We start from the raw sequence: 16,200 nt of genomic DNA, 5'->3' as shown, positions 1-16,200 counted from the left end.
TAAGATGACGTCGTACTCGCTCATCTAATTCAGGACCATACTGGTGAACCCAGCGCATGATCGTTGTATGAGCAATCGATAGTCCGCGTTCTTCCATCATTTCGACTACATCACGAAAACTGAGATTGTACCGTAGGTACCATCTTACGGTTAATAAAATAATATCAGGTTGATACTGTTTCCATTTGAATAGATTTTTCTTTTCCATACTGATCACGTCCTTCTTTTAGAATACTAGTATCAGTTTGTCCAAGTTTGGGAGATTACCTGCAGATATTTTGAAGTTTTTGCACCAGAACCTTTTTAGATATTCTAATGAGTATCTTTATAAGAATTGCTGGATCTTTAGATTTAACTTGTCTTAGCTTGATGGGCATGCGGCAGGACCCCTTTTATGGTTAAAAAGTGATAAAGAAAAATAAAGACATTTAAAATTCAATTAAAAGTCTTGTTCCTTCCACATCAATCCAATTTCTTGTTCTCGCTGCAAAACCTTCTCTAGATAACGTTCCGTTGTTTTACGGTCACTGTGGCCAAGCTCCTTTTGAATTAAGAAGATATCTGCCCCCTGCTGTCGACTATAAATCGCATAAAAATGACGAAAATAATGAGGGGTAATCCTGTCAATCCGTTCCTTTACAAAAGGTAAATCCGTTCGTTCAATGATACGCACAATATAATTACTTAAGTTTTTATATTGATAGTAGTCTCCATTTTTAGTTGGAAATAATGGTCCTTGATCACTTGGGTTTAAGACTGTACTGACATGGCGTCGTTCTCGAAAAGCAAGAATGCGTTCATATAGCGATGGATGAAGTAACTTATCAAATCTCTTTCCACCCTTCCCTGCTCCTCTTAGTCGATAATGGCCACTTAAACTGTCTAGATAGACATCTCCCCACGAAGCTTTAGCAATTTCCTGTATACGCAATCCTGTCATCGCCAACATCGTTAATAATCCATAATTAATAGGATGGTCTTTGTAGTAGTCAAGAAGCTGTTTGACTTCATGGTAATACAAATCTCGATTTGGAATTTCTTGCTCAGATAGTGACGTGCTTAAGATTTCTTTATGTAATGGATGCTGAATATACTTCGTTTCATATAGCCATTTCATAAAACTTTTTAAAATGGTCATTTTAGCGTCTAAGGTCGCAGGTGAATAAGGTTTCCCCCCTTTCCCTAACAATACGGTGCTTAAATACTCCTGGAAGTTTCGTATATGCCAAGGACGTAGGTTTTTTAAAATTGTTTCTTCTATATAATAATCAAGATCTTGGCGTAAGAACGACTCACTTTCCACCGCATACTGATAAAACTGCAGCAAAATCCGTAAGTATTCCGTTTTGGTAGTTTCTTTTCGTTCTCGGTCCTTTCGAATATGCTTTCGTTGATGTACGTAGTAGTACATCATTTCTTCATCGGTAAAACTATTGAACAGATCTTCGTTTTTTCGCTGGTGATGTTCATTTCTTTCTTCTAAGGCATCATAATACGTACTATCTAGCATTAATGAAACAATTTGATGGAGACCCCTTTTTCTTTCCCTTATTTCTGTTCCTATGTGTACTAATGAGAAACCTTTCATACAACCTCTCCTTTCATCAAACCTGTCTTTTTATTTTTCTCTTCTTCCTGGTATTGACGTGTTTACTCCTCTATATAAGATTAAATATCTATCTTCATGTATGTAAGTGGTAAAGACTCTTTAAAACGTAATAGATGTATTTATAACAATATTAAAACCATCCAATATATTAGTTAAATAGTAAATTTAAGTTTAATTCAATTTGTTTATGAATTTATTTGTTATTTGTATTACTTATTAAGTTTACCTTATTCAAAAGTAAATGTATAAACTTATTTTCTATAAAAATAGTTTAATATATATACTGTTTGTAGAAAAATGGATCATTTGTCGTCACTTAGAGTAAATAGTAAAACATAAATATTTATAAGTTAGTTATATTATTTACATACTTAAAATAAAAACATTCAAACCGTAATTTATTGTATATATGGTATAATTAATTATCAAGTGTAAGATAAAAAGGAGAAATGTTTGTTATGATCGATTATCATCATAAAGTTATTACAATCGAAGATGTAATGAAGGTGTTATCTATTTCATCAAAGAAAACGATTTATACATATATTCAACAAGGAAAATTACAACCTATTAATAAAGATGATTGGCATATTGAAGGACGTTATGAATTTGATACCGAAGATGTCATTCGTTTACAAGAAGAGTTAAAAAAGCCTGGACTTACGACAAAGGAAGTAGCACAACAACTCGACATCTCTGTCACAACGGTCAATAAATATATTAAACAAGGATTGTTGCCAGCCTTTCAAGAAGAATATCGAGGTATTAACTGTTATTTTGTACATGAGGAAGATTTGGACGAATTTAAGCGCACACATGAAGTAGGGCGCAAGCCAAGTAAGCGTCATTTCTATGATGCTGAGCAAAACATTGCCTTATTTCAGCTTTTTGTCAAGAAAAGGGAAGAAAAAGAACAGTTTGCCCGCATCATCTCGGTGGAAGATCCCATTATAGCGATTACAGACCAACATGAAGAGGTCACCTTAGAAGCGTTGCTTAACCGAGGGTTCGAAGCAGCCTATGAAATTGAACCCAAAAAAGCGATTACCAAAGAAGGCTATGCTACATTTGCCTTTAAGCAAACTGCCTATGCCAAATCACAGCTCTATAAACTCATGGATGTATTCTATCAGTACCTAAGCCCAACGAATATGAGAATTACGCCACAAGAGGAGAACGAGCAATTTATAATTGAAATTAAGCCTGTATTACTAATGGAAGCATCACAAGAGCTTGTTGAGTTGTTAGACTCCGTTCTTGTCTCAGGGAAAGTGAATAAACGCAGCCGTGGGATTTATATTGATAGTGATGTAGAAGTGATACGTGTAAAAGTATCTGGTGATCTAAAGAAAGAACTAGAACATAAAGCTAAAGAATTAGGGAAAAGAAGCATTGAGGAATTGTTCTTATACGCTGTACAAAAATTATGAATAAGTTAAGAAGTGTCTAAATTTAAAGATACGTATAGTTCTAGTAGGGGTCCTACCAACAAAAAGCGCAAAACATACGTTAAGCAAATTTCGACATAAAGAAAGCCGAATTTTCCTACGCTAAGGTATTTTCGGCTTTTATTTTTATCGAATAAGAGGGCGCAGAGAATGTAAGCTTGCTATTTTCTTCATATCAAAGGTGTATTCCCCAAGAAAATTGATATGTTCCCATCCTAATGGTGAAATATGTTTTAGTAAGTCTTCTCGAAAATTCCCTTTTTCCTTCAACAATTTTGTTGCTTCGGTAAGATATACGGTATTCCATACACTAATAGCGTTAATTATAATGTTTAAAGCACTAGCACGTTGTAGTTGATCTTGCAGCCCTCGTTCCCGTAACTCCCCTCGTTTTCCAAAGAATAAGGCTCTTGCCAAGCCATTCATAGCTTCTCCTTTATTCAATCCTCGTTGAATACGCCTACGTAGAGTTTCATTAGATATGTAATCCAAAATAAAAATAGTTTTTTCGATTCTTCCCATTTCTCGTAATGCAGCAGCTAACTTGTTTTGCCTTGCATATGATCCCAATTTCCCCATAATAAGCGAACCAGACACTTTTCCTTCTCGAATCGAATGGGCTAAACGGAGCACGTCATCAAAGTTTTCCTGAATAACCTTTGTGTTAATCCGTCCACGAAGTAATTTTTCTAGATCAGGAAAATCACTTGGCTTTTGAATGGTGTATAGTTTGGAATCAGCTAAGTCACGAAGCCTTGGCGCAAAACGAAAACCTAACAAATGGCTTAATCCGAATACTGAATCGGTATAGCCAGCCGTGTCTGTGAAATGCTCTTCAATATTTAATTCCGTTTCATGATGAAGCAACCCATCGATAACATGGACAGCATCTCTTGCATTGGTATTAATGACTTTCGTATAAAACGAGGAAAATTGATCACTTGTAAACCGGTAAATAGTTGCACCCTTTCCGGTGCCGTAATGAGGATTTGCTTCAGCATGCAACGATGAAACACCAACTTGTACTCGCATTCCGTCAGATGAAGATGTAGTGCCATCTCCCCAATAAGAAGCTAGAGCAAGCTTGTGTTGAAAATTCACCAAAGTTGCCTGTGCTCGATTTATAGCATCATCATACAATCGCCATTGTGCGGCATTGGCCATCTGGTGATAAGTAACTCTAGGTGTAGCATCTGCCATTTTAGTCAATCCAATATTCGTTCCCATTGCCATAAGTGCAGCCATCAAAATGACCTTTTCTTCACCCTTTGGAGGGCGATTAGTGGAAGCATGTATTAACATTTCGTCAAAACCTGTCCAGTGCGCTACCTCCATTAAAAGATCAGTAAGCTTAATTCTTGGGAGCATATTATATAAGGATAAACTGAAGGTTCGTGCATCTTCTGGACTATCCTTTTCCAAACGATCTACTCTAAGTTTTGCTTTATCTATATTTACTCCTTCAAGATTATCAAGGTTATTTGAAACCCATATAAAGCGTTCAGCTAGGGCTTTCCTTCTTTCCTCAAGATATTCCTCTGCTGATGAACGAACTGCCAGTCTAGTTTCTTTAAGATTGGTCGTTTTCCATTCATCTTTGGGAACAAGGTACTCCTCAAAGTCTTTATGAAGCCTACTGCCGACTACAGATACGTCTCCTGAACGAATATGATTTTTTAATTCCGTAAGGGCAGCCATTTCATAATAATGTCGATTAATTGTTCCTTCCTCATAGTATACATGCTTTTGCCATCGTTTTGGGACGAAATCTAATGGAGCTCCATCTGGTACTTTTCTTTTTCCGGATTCATTCATCTCGTTTAATGTTTTTAATGCACGTAATAATGGTTCTGCTGCTTTTGTAGAACGAAATTCTAATGATTTTAAAAGAGCAGGGGTATACTTTCTCAGATAAGTAAATCGATTCTCTAGCAAATCAAGATAATCATAATCCATTGGTCGGGCTAATTTTTTCGCTTCTTCAACAGAAGTAACGATTTTATCCCAAGGCATTACCTTTTCAATGGTGCTAAATGGATCAAGTCCTTCATCTCGTGCTTGAATAAGTGCAGCCCCAATATCTGCAAAATGAACAACTTTTTCATTAACTGCTTTTCCATTTTCCTTTTGCATTTCCTCTTGTGTTTTACGACCTTTCGATTGTAAAATCATCATTTGCCGATCATGAATTTCAATTGCTTGGTCAATTAAATCCTGACTTAGAGTTACTAAGTATGCTACAAGAATGGTATATTTCTTATTTTCTTTAAATCTACGAAACGAATGGGGTTCATAACGTGCCCCAATGCGAGATAATTGTAGTAACCGATTAGGATGAACTTCATTTATGTTTAATGGAAGTTTCAACTCTCGAATATATTCTAAACGCTCTATTACTTTTAGAAAGGCATCAGGTGATGACTGACCGGGGAGTTCTCTCAACCATGCTAATGGGGTTTTCCTGCTTTCCACAAAGGGATCTATAAGTTTATCCAATTTATGTTTTTGCCACAGTGAAAGAGTGGCAGTTAAGGATTTAAAAATCTTTTCCTCTGTCCTACGACGGGTTTCCCACACAAGTTGCTCAATTGTAGTCATTCCAGGAAGAATTATTTTTCGACTCCTAAGTTCTTCTTGAACAGTTCGAAGTAGATACATAGAATTGCCATTTTGAAGAGCATGTTTCAAAAGATATTGAGCTAATTCCCGATATGTACTTACAGAAAAATTCCGGAATCCATATACCTGTCGAATTTCTTCCATATGTTCATGCTTAGTTGGTTTACGTTGGGCATATAAAGAAAAAGAATCGGGATTAGCATTTATTTGTTTTGCTATGTATTGGATTACATAATCTGGTATAGGTTCAACATCTGAAAGAGACCACCCGGGATAGCGCAATACACATAATTGAACAGCAAATCCCAAACGGTTATGATCTCTTCTATGTCGTTTAATAACTTCCAAATCATATTGCGAAAAAGTATAATAGGTTTCCAGTTCCCGTTCAGTCATATCAGATGGAATTCGTACAAACTCTGCTCTTTGATCTGCTGTAAGTAATTCTTTCCCTCTTGATGCCATATTTCCCACATCCCTTCGAAAACATAGATTTATTTCTATTTTTCTAGATATCTATAAACAGTAGTTCGGGAAATACCCCACCTTTGAGCAATATCCGTAATGGGTGTCCCATTTGCCACCAATGTCTTTAGCATTTCTAATTCTTTTTTATCTAACTTCTCTGGTCTTCCACCTAATCGTCCTCTGGCTCTTGCTGCAGCACGACCAGCTGCCGAGCGCTCGTGAATAAGATTTCGTTCAAATTCAGCAAAAGCCGCAAAAAGATGAAACATAAGTTGTCCCGTTGCACTAGCCTTGTCCATCGTAATATTTTCCTGTAGGCTATGGAAACTGATACCTCGTTCATTTAAATCATTTACAATTTTAATTAAATGCTGCATATTTCTCCCTAATCGATCGAGGCGCCAAACTACTATTGTGTCGCCAGATCGTACAAAACGGAGAGCATCTTCTAATCCTTGTCGTTTATCTTTAGCTCCACTAATTTTATCTGTAAATATTTCTTCGCAACCATGTTCCTTAAGAGCATCAAATTGTAAATCAAGATTTTGAATGCCTGTTGAAACACGAGCATATCCTACCTTCATTAATTTCTCCCCTTGATTTTCAATTTTTCTGTTTTATTGTAACACAACTTACTGTTAGGGGTAGTATCTGAACATAGATTTATTTACATAGTTTCTGAACATATACAAAAGGTAAAAAGGTAGAAAACTATTTTAGTTACCATGTGTTCATTAATTGCTGATTTTCTGGACAATAATATTTTAAAAATTCAAATGTAAATAATTTTAAAGCATGCTACATTCAAAATGTACCAAACAAATATAAATGAAGAAGGGAAGAGAGAATCTATGAAATTTAAAGTCGAAACACTTCCAAACTATCGCATCGCTTATGTACGACGAGTTGGCTCATATGGTTCTGCAAATATTGAAGTAATGGAGAAGTTAAAAAAATGGGCTAAAGAAAAAAATCTTTTTGAATCGTCAATCATTTTTGCAGTCCCGCAAGATAACCCTGAGACAACACTACCTGAAAACTGTCGATATGATGCTTGTATTGTGCTTTCAAATGATTATCAAATGGATGATTCAATTTATGAAGGTGAAATTTCTGGTGGTAAATACCTTGTTTACGAAATCAAACATACTGCGGAAGATATCCAAAAAGCATATGCAGAAATTTTTACAGCTGTACAAAGTACTGGATATCAAATTGATAACAAGCCTATTTTGGAAAGATACACTTATGATATGGTAAATAACCATTATTGCGAAATCTGTGTCCCAATAAAACCATGACTTTCCGGGTGTCTAAAATTACTGAATTTTACAAACGAAAATATAAATCTATTTAATAACATCAGTTGTTGCTAAGAAGATCAAAAGAGCATGTTTTAAAAAAATTTACATTAAGGCATGCTCTTATTGTATTAAATGGATAAATGACTAGTGTATTTTTACTTCTTATTAACTAAATATTCGCCCCGTCAGGAAGAAAATAAGCCAGATCCATTAATGATCTCTTCGCTAGACATTAACGTTGTTTCATATATCGTTTTATTTTGCTTTTTCATAAAGGACTGGACAACCTCATAACCTACTGCGTAACCAGAACAAAAAGAAAGGCCTACAGGTTGATATCCTTCTTGTTTGGCAATTTCATCACCAAACATATAGCTACTTACCTCGGCAAATCCTTTTATGTTTAAAGCCTCTCCAATAACATAAGTTGAGTACTCTAAATCGTCTTTGTCCATACTAGTCACCCAAGGTCCTAGCTGTTCTGTTCCATACAGTTCTTTTGCAAACGAATCCGCCAAACCTTCTATGACAAGATAATCTCCCACTGTTACATTTCCATGATCCCAATCAAAATAAGAAAAACGAATATTGTGATGGAACTCATGGGCAATAACAGCAGGAAGTTTAGGCAAATTGTAATCATTTGGATAAATATTCACAGTAATAAACCCGGGAATACCTCCAAACCCCGTATATCCCTTCTGAAGCTTCAATTTGTCGGGGTCTGCAACATACAATCCAAATTTTATTTCATCGGCATTCACTTTCAATCCTTCCTTATTAGCTTTTTCTATACAGTTTTTGATAGTATTCTCTGCTACCACAAAGGCATTATTATCATTTAAGATAGATAGTCCTTGTTGAATTTGTTTATCGTTAGAAATGTCTGCGTAACCTAGCATTTTCGTAGCCATTAAAACATCATAACCATTTTCTTGTTTTGCTTTTATAGGAACGTTTATTAAATTCCACATTTCCTTAAATGGCGTCATCATTGTATAACGAAAATAATTTCTTCTTTCTTCCAAATCCGTAATTGCAAGTAATTCTTCGTATTGTTCTATTGTGTTAACTAATTTATAGTTCATGCTCATTTCAATCACTTCTTTCGTAAATATCTAGTATTGTAATTTTGAAGCAACTTTATATTCTTCATAAGATTTTCTTCGGAGTCAGTTAAGTCCAAATGAAATAATATATTTTCTAAATCTGTAATCATTTGAGTCATGTCATTTTTAATACAACTTAATGAAGGTTGTCGGTCTATTAAATCTTTAAGTTTATAACCTGTTATCTTTGCAGCGAGAATTTGCACAATTTTTTCGAAGTCTGCCTTGAATAAAACTAATTGACCGTTGTCATTCTTATTTGCTTTCAATAAATTTAAATTAGAATAGTATCGTATAGAGCGTTCAGTAAGTCCAGTTATTTTATAAACTTCTCCAGTTGTAAGCAGCGTAATTCACCTCCACATTACAAGGTTAAGGTATTACGCAACGTTAATGTCAAATAAAAAATGGGCTTTTACTTTAGTGTACAATAAGAAAAGCCGATACTTCCTTAACGTAGGAAAAATCGGCTTTCTTTATGGCGAAATTTGCTTAGCGTATGTTTTGCGCTTTTTGTTGGTAGGACCCCTTGACGGAAATCAAATCATTCTAAAAAAGTATAAACCTTATAATGAATGCGTTGTGACAGGTGAAGTAACCTCACAGAATCGTGAATATGCAAACGGGATAGTATTAAGCCCTAGAGGTGCGGAGATTTTAAAACATGAGATAGAATTTAGGTACGGTATAAAAGCTTAATTTATACAAGATTTGATATAGTACGACTCATTTGTCAAAGCGTCAAAACGTCAAAACCTTGCTAAATCAACGATTTATAAAATTATGCATAAACGATAAATTTTGATGTCACGCCATCCCTTGTCGCTCAAGGGGTGGCGTTTTTGATTGGTTCCGTGAATCACTATGATGTTAACTACAACTGGATGTCGTATACAGCTAAAAAAAGAAAAAACTATTGCTTCTGTTCAGTAGTTTTCCCTGTTTAGAATAGGAAATTTGGTGTGATGCCTCACGGCGTCTTGAGTAGTTTGCTCAAAGGAGTAAAAAGTATGTCCATACAAAAAAATGAAGTATACTTTAAATTTTATTTGAATGTATGTTTTGAAACATATAAAAAAGGGAATAGTAACTTAATTTTATTTCAGATAAGTTTCAAATAAGAAAAATGGTTAATATGTTGAACAAACTGTAATAATGAATCTGGAGGGAAGGTATGTCAATTAATAAAGAAGTTTTCTATCGCGGTAAACGATTTAAGATTATTCATATTTATAGTTCTGGTTATTGTGAGCTTAGAAAAGTTAACGATCCTTTTAAAGTAGAACTAGCTTTATTAAATGATATCCTACTAACGGGGTAATGATTACTGTATATTCTTATTTAACTAATTAAACCGAATTAATTTGATTTTTGTTGTTAAATAAACATATTAATCATTTTTTTTGATTTCTATTCATGTTGGTTATGCGAACTAAAAATGTATATCATATACAGCGTAAAAATAGAAAAATTCAGTTTTACAAACAATTAGTCATTATTACGTTTGTTGTTGGATTTGCCACCCTTTTACCGATTTTCTGGTAGAATTCTTTATCATGTTTTTTAGCTGTAGCTCATCTTTTGGGGAAATATTACTTATATTTGCTGATATGCTTTCTATTAATATGAGGGTGTCTATAAAGTACATTATGGTAACTAGGAATGAATATTTTATATCACACAAACTGGTCTCGATTTAAAATCAATAAAAGATTTTGTGGGGATTTATGTTTACTTTTATTTAAAACAAGTAAATTTACTTAGTATAATTTAGAATTTTTTGTAAATTAAAGGGAAGTTTTGTAGAAAGTATTTCATATGCGAAAAAAAACTAACATAATATATTTAATGTTAGTTTTTATAAGGAGTTTATTAAAATGAATAATAAACACAACCTTTTATTATGACCAAGAGAAGTGAATTGCTTGAGAGAAGGATACAAGAATTGTGAAAAGGAACTGATTAAAAGTGAAATTGATAAGGATATTATATTATTGAGCGATGCGATAAAAGTTGATTATAAAGTAAATAGGTAGGAAATGTACATTCACTTATGTAATCGAATTTACTTATTTATTACATAGGTTTAACTTCATTTTCATTTCCTTGTAACTGCCAAGTTTTATAATGAATTAGAATAGTTGGACAATCATACGAAAGACCATTCTGAATTTAGGCGGTGGGATAATGGGCGAACAGACCTATTCTGACATACAGCGTAAAAAAACCTCGATTATAGATTCTTTAATCCATTTAGGAATCTATAAAAAAGGAAACAAACAACTCTATGAATTAACCTTACATGAGTTAGAAAAAGAGTATCATATAGTTAATCCGGGAGTCCAAGACATATCTTTTTAAGTTTTTACTCATCATAATTCATTTGTTAAGAGGAGGATTAATCTATGTTTTTGAAAAAACTAATCAAAAATGGTTTAATTACGGTTAAGTATTATGAAAATGGGTCATTACAAACGTATAAAGGCCGTGTTTATAATCTTAATCTCCATGAACAGACCCTGTCTTTAAAAGATGAAAAACAAAATATTTTCTTTATTCGTTTATCCGGTATTGAAGATATTTATTAGTTTTCTTTAGTTGGTTTAAAATTAGTGAAGAATTTTCTCTGTTTTTTATGATAAATGGTCACTTGGTATCTATAAGAGATTTCTAGTTAGGGGGCCATAAAGATATAAAAGTGAAATAAAAAGGGGGAGGAATGATGAGAGAAAACAAACAAATATGGTCTGATTTTATTGAGGAGGACCGATTTGAACTATATTCGTACCTTACCTATTTATTTAAACAATGTCACGATGAAAACCTAAGACAGTTAGAAGATGAAAATATAGAAGAATAAACCTATAAATAAAGCAAACTGGAAGGACCAAAGCACTCTGTTGTAAATGCTTATTTCTCTGAACTTATTTCTAAAAGAAGTGAAGGTGGCATTTGGACAAGTATTTATCCAAACTGCGATGCTCAATACACAATAGAAGCCATATCCTTATTAGAAAACTATAGAATATAATGTATCAAATAGATTTATATTTCAAAACAAGAACCTGTTTAAATTTTTAAACGGGTTCTTGTTTTGAAATCATAGAACAACTGTTTAGAATTCATAGAAGGCACATTATATTAACTAAGGTTGTATGGAGTATGCATTGTTTTTATAGGAATAATTCCATCTCACTACCCTTAAAACTAAAGCCCATACTTTTGTATAAGGGTTCACCATCTTTAGAAGCATGTAACCAAATTCTTTTTACATCTCTGTTCTTACATTCTTCAATGCATTTCTCAAGTAATTGTTTAGCCAATCCTTGTTTTCTATAAGTGGGTAAGGTATACATGTTAAGTATATAAGCTTCTACACCTTGTAAATTCTCTAAATACGGAGGTCTTTTAAAAAAGGATACTCCATTTACACTTACAACTTCCTTATCATTTTTTGCTATGTAAGAAACAAAATTATGATTGGAGATTTCAGTTTTTAAATAGTTTTTGGTAGCATGTATGATCTGATTTTCTTCTTCCTCTGTTTGAATTTCATTTACCTCTTTAAGCAAAGCTACCCTTAATTTAATAATCTGGTTGATATCTGAGATTGATGCTTTATCCACGCTATATAATTTTTTCATGCTTCTTCTCCCCTTACAGAAAAATACAATTAATATTTATAATTGTACTTGCAAGCATTTACTGTGTCGAGATAATAGATAATTCTAGTTATCTTATTGATTCTTTAAATGATTTCCTATAACAGTGATTATATTAAGTTACATTGCAAATAAACAAAAGAACAGGATTAGATAGTAACTAATCCTGTTCTTTTATTAGCTTTGAGCTTTTGTGATATATGTTTTCACTGAAGGAGGTTGATATGTATTGAATTGATCTAATAAACCTTGTGGTTTTGTATCTACAAGAGCCATAGAACGATATTTTTCCTGTAGAAATTGCTCTTCTGTCATGTGATTAAATAAAGAAATAAGTGGTGTGTAATAATCATTAATATTCAACAATCCGCAAGGCTTCTGATGTAGCCCTAACTGAGCCCATGTGAAAATCTCAAAGAATTCTTCTAATGTACCTGGACCACCTGGTAATGTAATGAATCCATCTACAAGTTCGGCCATCTTGGCTTTTCTGTCGTGCATAGATTCAACAACGATAAGCTCTGACAGGTTTTTATGAGAAATTTCTCTTTCTTCAAGGAAAGTAGGCATGACACCAATGACATGTCCGCCAGCTTCTAACACAGCATCAGCCACAGCACCCATTACTCCAACACTTGCTCCACCATATACAAGCGAAATATTACGTTTAGCAAGTTCTTTTCCTAGATCCCTTGCACCTTGAATATAAAGGTCAGATGCTCCATTACTTGATCCACAAAATACAGCTATTCTTTTCATAAAGATCCCCTCCTATGTAGTCACCGTTATTGATTATACATAATAATGGATGATTTGGTAAACTTAGTTGAAGTTAAAAAAGGAAGGTGGAACCATTCAATGAACGTAACAGAATTTCAACAGTGGGTAAAGGACTACTACAAAATGAGAGGTTGGTCAGATTTAGATATCTTTATTCGAATTGGTTTTCTGGCTGAAGAAACAGGTGAAGTAGCACGAGCTATTAGGGCTTTAGAAATTGGAAGAGATCGACCAGACGAAGTAGTTGGAACTTTAGAAGAAAATAAGAAAGAATTAACGGAAGAACTAGGAGACGTGTTAGGTAACTTGATTGTTATTGCTAACAAATATGATATTTCATTAGAAGAAATATTCAGATCACATAAAGAGAAGCTTGCAGAACGTTATTCTACTAGATAAATATAGATATGATAAAAGAAGGGAAAGTGAAGTCGTTTTATGAAAATTCATGATTTCATTTATGGATCTTTTCACTTAGAACCAGTCCTAGCAGAATTAATACATACTCAGCCCCTTCAGAGGCTGAAAAAGATTCACCAAGGCGGCGCAAGTTATTTAGTAAATCCAAAGTGGAATGTAACACGATTTGAACATTCTGTAGGTGTCATGCTATTGATTAAAAAATTAGGTGGTTCTATAGAAGAACAAATAGCTGGCTTGCTGCATGATATTTCCCATACAGCTTTTTCTCATGTTATAGATTTCGTTTTAGATAATCCAGAACAGGACTTTCACGACCAAATATTTGAAAAAGTAATTCAATCGTCAGAAATACCTTCTGTTTTACAAAAGCATGGATTTAATATCTTATCTATATTGCCTATTGAGAAATGGTCCTTATTAGAACAACCTCTTCCTTCGCTGTGTGCAGATCGCATCGATTACACGCTTCGTGATTTATCTACCTATAATATGATTTCTTTAGACGATGCTTGTAAATTTGTAGATGAATTAAGAGTGGTTGACGGTAAAATTTGTTTAAAAACAATTGAGGCAGCAGAATGGTTTGTTAAAGCTTACTATACTGAGGTAGTTGACTTCTTTCTTCACCCATTAAATGTATATGGATATGCCATACTAACGGATATATTAAAGATCGCAATAGCCAAGCAGATTATTCATTTTGATGACTTATTATCAGATGATGAAACAGTTTGGAAGAAGTTAATTGACAGTAAAGACCCTGAAGTGCTAAAAAAAATGAAAGATATAAGTAAAAAGGTAATAAATGATGAGAGAAATTACGACATACACCAAAAGAAAAAGGTTCGGATTATCGATCCCTTTGTGCTGGTAGGGAACGCCCGAATGAAGAAAGCAACAGAGCTCTCCACCAAAGTAAGAGAATTAAATCAGTATGCTCTAGAAAAGTCCTTAAAAGGAACATTCCTTAGAGTTCTTAATACTTAGTAAAAAGAAAAGAACCTTATTTAGTCAAATAAGGTTCTTTTTAAATGCCGATAATTGTAATTGTGGTAACTAGGGATGACTAGTTTGAAAGATTATTAATTAGCAAATCCTTAGTCTTTTCTAGGTAGTTTTCAGCACTTTTATTATCAATTGGTTCACTCCAAGTAAAACCGTCGCCTTTGTATCTAGGAATGATATGAAGGTGGTAATGGCCCAATTCATTAAACCTTCCACCATTTGCACAGGTAGTAACGCCGTGTGGCTTAAACACTTTTTTAATTAGCTTTATCATATTTACTGTAGCTTTATTTATCTCTATTTGTGTATCTATATCTATCTCATCAATATCGTGAAAGTGTTGCTTTGGTAATATTAATAAATGCCCTTCATTAAAAGGAGCGATATCTAACGTACAACAAATATGTTCGTTCTCATAAATAATATGTCCAGGAGGGACCAATCCTTTAGCAATCTTACAGCCTAAGCATTCATTCTTTTTCGTCATTTGCTTATCTCCCTATATGTAAAAATTAAGATCCTCTTTACAGTTCTTTTTTTAACTATGAAATCCTTTATAAAACGTAGAACAAACAGGGAAATCTAGAAGGAAAAAAGAAATAGTTGATAAGAGATTTTGATTGATAAAGGGGATTAATTATGGTTATAGAAAAGTTTTTGAGTGAAATTCCATTACTAGAAACCCAAAGTCTTTTATTAAGAAAGATAACATTAGATGATGTTGACGATATATTTGAATTCTCTTCTGATATAGAAGTAGCTCATCATATGACTTGGGAAGCTAATAGAAACAAAGAAGAAACGTTGAATAACTTTGTAAATGTAGTTATTGAGGGATATAAGAGGGGACAATCTGCAGATTGGGCAATTGTCCATAAAGGAAGTAACAAGGTTATTGGCACATGTGCTTTTGTAGATTGGTCTAATCAACATAGTAAGGCAGAAGTTGGTTATGTCTTAAACAAGAATTACTGGGGATATGGATTTGCAACTGAAGCTCTTAGCGAATTAATTAAATTTGGCTTTGAATGCATTAGTCTGAACAGAATTGAAGGTGGATGTGATATTGACAATATTGGTTCAGAAAATGTTATGTTGAAGGTAGGAATGAAATTTGAAGGCATTTTAAGAAAAAATGAATTTATTAAAGGTAAATTTCGTGATACAAAAATTTTTGCGATTTTAAAAGAAGATTTTTATTCCTAGAACATGACTTATAGTAACTAACCTTGTATATTCTATCAGTCCCAGAGGATTCTAATTAAGATTATAGAATTTACTACGGACAAAGACTAAAAGGTTAAAGGAGAAAATAATGAGAGTAAGGGAGTTTCAGACAGGAGACATACCTCAATTGGTGCATTTAATGGATCAGCTTGGCTATCCGACTTCTTTAGAAAAGCTAGAGGGTAGATTTAGTGGTTCTGGTGCAAAAACTTCAGGGCAATTGCAAGTAATCTCTAAATTTTGGACATACTGATACTATTACTCTAAAAAAAGGGGCATGATCAGTATGGAAAACCAAAATGTATTCAAATGGAAACATTATCAGCCTGACATTATTTTGTTAACAGTGAGATGGTACCTACGGTACAACTTAAGTTTTCGTGATTTGGTGGAAATGATGGAGGAGCGTGGCTTATCCATGGCTCATACAACGATTATGCGTTGGGTTCATCAATATGGACCGGAATTAGATGAAAGAGTACGACGTCATCTTAAGCCAACAAATGATTCCTGGAGAGTCGATGAAACGTATATTAAAGTAAAAGG

The 16,200-nt window shown here is 33.7% G+C and carries 19 protein-coding genes and 2 pseudogenes; 12 read left to right on the top strand and 9 right to left on the bottom strand.

The window, feature by feature from the left end; all coding sequences use genetic code 11:
• Positions 1-208 (bottom strand): annotated as a pseudogene (locus AS180_RS18795) (IS6 family transposase); the annotation flags it as partial.
• 231 nt (positions 209-439) lie between these two features.
• The gene (locus AS180_RS18790; protein ID WP_062687300.1) at positions 440-1,588 is read right to left on the bottom strand and encodes a tyrosine-type recombinase/integrase; all 1,149 of its coding nucleotides are present in this window, start codon (positions 1,586-1,588) and stop codon (positions 440-442) included.
• A 479-nt stretch (positions 1,589-2,067) separates the two neighbouring features.
• Here AS180_RS18790 and AS180_RS18785 point away from each other — a divergent pair, with 479 nt between their 5' ends.
• Positions 2,068-3,039 (top strand): helix-turn-helix domain-containing protein, encoded by a 972-nt coding sequence (locus tag AS180_RS18785; protein WP_025907045.1) that lies wholly within the window; start codon positions 2,068-2,070, stop codon positions 3,037-3,039.
• 144 nt (positions 3,040-3,183) lie between these two features.
• Here AS180_RS18785 and AS180_RS18780 read toward each other — a convergent pair whose 3' ends face one another.
• A complete protein-coding gene (locus tag AS180_RS18780; protein ID WP_062687299.1) occupies positions 3,184-6,141 on the bottom strand; it encodes a Tn3 family transposase in 2,958 nt (985 codons plus the stop codon).
• Positions 6,142-6,176: 35 nt separating this feature from the next.
• Positions 6,177-6,728 (bottom strand): recombinase family protein, encoded by a 552-nt coding sequence (locus AS180_RS18775; protein WP_025911944.1) that lies wholly within the window; start codon positions 6,726-6,728, stop codon positions 6,177-6,179.
• Positions 6,729-6,995: 267 nt separating this feature from the next.
• On the opposite strand from AS180_RS18775, the gene AS180_RS18770 reads away from it, so the two are divergent.
• Positions 6,996-7,445 carry an AraC family transcriptional regulator gene (locus AS180_RS18770; RefSeq protein WP_025911945.1) on the top strand — a complete coding sequence of 150 codons (450 nt, stop codon included), beginning with the start codon at positions 6,996-6,998 and terminating at the stop codon, positions 7,443-7,445.
• A gap of 188 nt (positions 7,446-7,633) precedes the next feature.
• Here the strand turns inward: AS180_RS18770 and AS180_RS18765 are convergent, their stop codons facing one another.
• Entirely contained in the window at positions 7,634-8,536 is a 903-nt protein-coding gene (locus AS180_RS18765; RefSeq protein ID WP_025911946.1) for a DUF2268 domain-containing putative Zn-dependent protease, read from the bottom strand.
• 11 nt (positions 8,537-8,547) lie between these two features.
• Positions 8,548-8,904, bottom strand: coding sequence for a MerR family transcriptional regulator (locus tag AS180_RS24100; protein ID WP_226372996.1), 357 nt, complete (start codon positions 8,902-8,904; stop codon positions 8,548-8,550).
• A 46-nt stretch (positions 8,905-8,950) separates the two neighbouring features.
• Here AS180_RS24100 and AS180_RS24095 point away from each other — a divergent pair, with 46 nt between their 5' ends.
• The 5 genes from AS180_RS24095 (at position 8,951) to AS180_RS23330 (ending at position 11,417) form a co-directional block, all read left to right on the top strand.
• A complete protein-coding gene (locus tag AS180_RS24095; protein WP_025911948.1) occupies positions 8,951-9,256 on the top strand; it encodes a hypothetical protein in 306 nt (101 codons plus the stop codon).
• A 475-nt stretch (positions 9,257-9,731) separates the two neighbouring features.
• The gene (locus AS180_RS23335; RefSeq protein ID WP_013060133.1) at positions 9,732-9,878 is read left to right on the top strand and encodes a hypothetical protein; all 147 of its coding nucleotides are present in this window, start codon (positions 9,732-9,734) and stop codon (positions 9,876-9,878) included.
• A gap of 866 nt (positions 9,879-10,744) precedes the next feature.
• On the top strand, positions 10,745-10,918 hold the full coding sequence (locus tag AS180_RS21880; protein WP_076513875.1) for a Fur-regulated basic protein FbpA: 174 nt from the start codon (positions 10,745-10,747) through the stop codon (positions 10,916-10,918).
• A 44-nt stretch (positions 10,919-10,962) separates the two neighbouring features.
• On the top strand, positions 10,963-11,145 hold the full coding sequence (locus AS180_RS18750; protein WP_013060138.1) for a YolD-like family protein: 183 nt from the start codon (positions 10,963-10,965) through the stop codon (positions 11,143-11,145).
• Between the two features lie 134 nt (positions 11,146-11,279).
• Positions 11,280-11,417, top strand: a complete 138-nt coding sequence (locus AS180_RS23330) for a hypothetical protein (protein ID WP_175384219.1) — start codon at positions 11,280-11,282, stop codon at positions 11,415-11,417.
• Between the two features lie 313 nt (positions 11,418-11,730).
• Here the strand turns inward: AS180_RS23330 and AS180_RS18745 are convergent, their stop codons facing one another.
• Together AS180_RS18745 and AS180_RS18740 are read right to left on the bottom strand one after the other, a co-directional pair.
• Entirely contained in the window at positions 11,731-12,201 is a 471-nt protein-coding gene (locus tag AS180_RS18745) for a GNAT family N-acetyltransferase (protein WP_025911949.1), read from the bottom strand.
• A gap of 195 nt (positions 12,202-12,396) precedes the next feature.
• Complete coding sequence (locus AS180_RS18740) at positions 12,397-12,978, bottom strand: LOG family protein (RefSeq protein ID WP_025911950.1); 582 nt, start codon at positions 12,976-12,978, stop codon at positions 12,397-12,399.
• A gap of 99 nt (positions 12,979-13,077) precedes the next feature.
• On the opposite strand from AS180_RS18740, the gene AS180_RS18735 reads away from it, so the two are divergent.
• Together AS180_RS18735 and AS180_RS18730 are read left to right on the top strand one after the other, a co-directional pair.
• The gene (locus AS180_RS18735; RefSeq protein ID WP_025911952.1) at positions 13,078-13,398 is read left to right on the top strand and encodes a MazG nucleotide pyrophosphohydrolase domain-containing protein; all 321 of its coding nucleotides are present in this window, start codon (positions 13,078-13,080) and stop codon (positions 13,396-13,398) included.
• 39 nt (positions 13,399-13,437) lie between these two features.
• Entirely contained in the window at positions 13,438-14,409 is a 972-nt protein-coding gene (locus AS180_RS18730) for an HD domain-containing protein (protein WP_025911953.1), read from the top strand.
• Positions 14,410-14,488: 79 nt separating this feature from the next.
• Here AS180_RS18730 and AS180_RS18725 read toward each other — a convergent pair whose 3' ends face one another.
• On the bottom strand, positions 14,489-14,914 hold the full coding sequence (locus tag AS180_RS18725) for an HIT family protein (RefSeq protein WP_061786470.1): 426 nt from the start codon (positions 14,912-14,914) through the stop codon (positions 14,489-14,491).
• A gap of 152 nt (positions 14,915-15,066) precedes the next feature.
• On the opposite strand from AS180_RS18725, the gene AS180_RS18720 reads away from it, so the two are divergent.
• The 3 genes and pseudogenes from AS180_RS18720 to AS180_RS18715 all read left to right on the top strand — a co-directional run.
• On the top strand, positions 15,067-15,633 hold the full coding sequence (locus tag AS180_RS18720; protein WP_061786471.1) for a GNAT family N-acetyltransferase: 567 nt from the start codon (positions 15,067-15,069) through the stop codon (positions 15,631-15,633).
• 109 nt (positions 15,634-15,742) lie between these two features.
• Positions 15,743-15,907 carry a hypothetical protein gene (locus AS180_RS22845; protein WP_156413512.1) on the top strand — a complete coding sequence of 55 codons (165 nt, stop codon included), beginning with the start codon at positions 15,743-15,745 and terminating at the stop codon, positions 15,905-15,907.
• Positions 15,908-15,940: 33 nt separating this feature from the next.
• A pseudogene (locus AS180_RS18715) lies at positions 15,941-16,200 on the top strand (IS6 family transposase); the annotation flags it as partial.

The sequence above is a fragment of the Priestia veravalensis genome (assembly GCF_001457055.1).
Taxonomy (GTDB): domain Bacteria; phylum Bacillota; class Bacilli; order Bacillales; family Bacillaceae_H; genus Priestia; species Priestia flexa.
This window is presented reverse-complemented; position numbering and strand designations above follow the sequence as displayed.